Origin of the sequence: Clostridium cuniculi (assembly GCF_004353185.1) — a bacterium.
GTDB lineage: Bacteria > Bacillota > Clostridia > Clostridiales > Clostridiaceae > Clostridium > Clostridium cuniculi.
Genome location: NZ_SMUS01000128.1, coordinates 1 through 438, shown reverse-complemented (window position 1 = coordinate 438; position 438 = coordinate 1). Strand labels below are relative to the sequence as shown.

Below are 438 nucleotides of genomic sequence, written 5' to 3'. Positions count from 1 at the left end.
TTTTTCCCATCCCTTCTTTCCCCCCTTTCTCCCCCCCTCCCACTTATTCTCTCACCCCCCCCCTCCTTCTTCTCCCTCTCTTCCCCCCCCTCTTCCTAATTTAATTTTCTTTCCCTCCCTCCCCCCCTTTCCTTCCTCTTGTTCACCTTTCCACCCCTTCCTCCTTTCTCTCTCTTTCCTCCCCCCTTTTCCTTCTCTTCTTTTCCTTTTTCTTCCCCCTCTTCCTTTTTCTCTCCCTCCCTTCTCCTTTCCTCCTTTCCCCTCTTCTTTTCTTTCCCCTCCTCCCTCTTTCCTTTTTTCTCTTTTCTTTCCTTCTCTCTCCTTTTTCTTTCTCTTCCCTCCTCTTTTCTTTCCCTCCCCCCCTTCCTTCCTCTTTCTTTTTAATATTTCCCTTCCCCTCTCTCTTTTTCCTTTCTCCCTACTCAACTCTTTCTTTTT

1 protein-coding gene is annotated in these 438 nt (G+C 47.7%); it reads right to left on the bottom strand.

All coding sequences use genetic code 11. The features are described 5' to 3' along the window. Positions 1 to 51: 51 nt before the first annotated feature. Positions 52 to 438, bottom strand: a 387-nt coding sequence (locus EJJ37_RS21300; RefSeq protein WP_204596873.1) for a hypothetical protein, incomplete at its 5' end; no start/stop codon positions are given.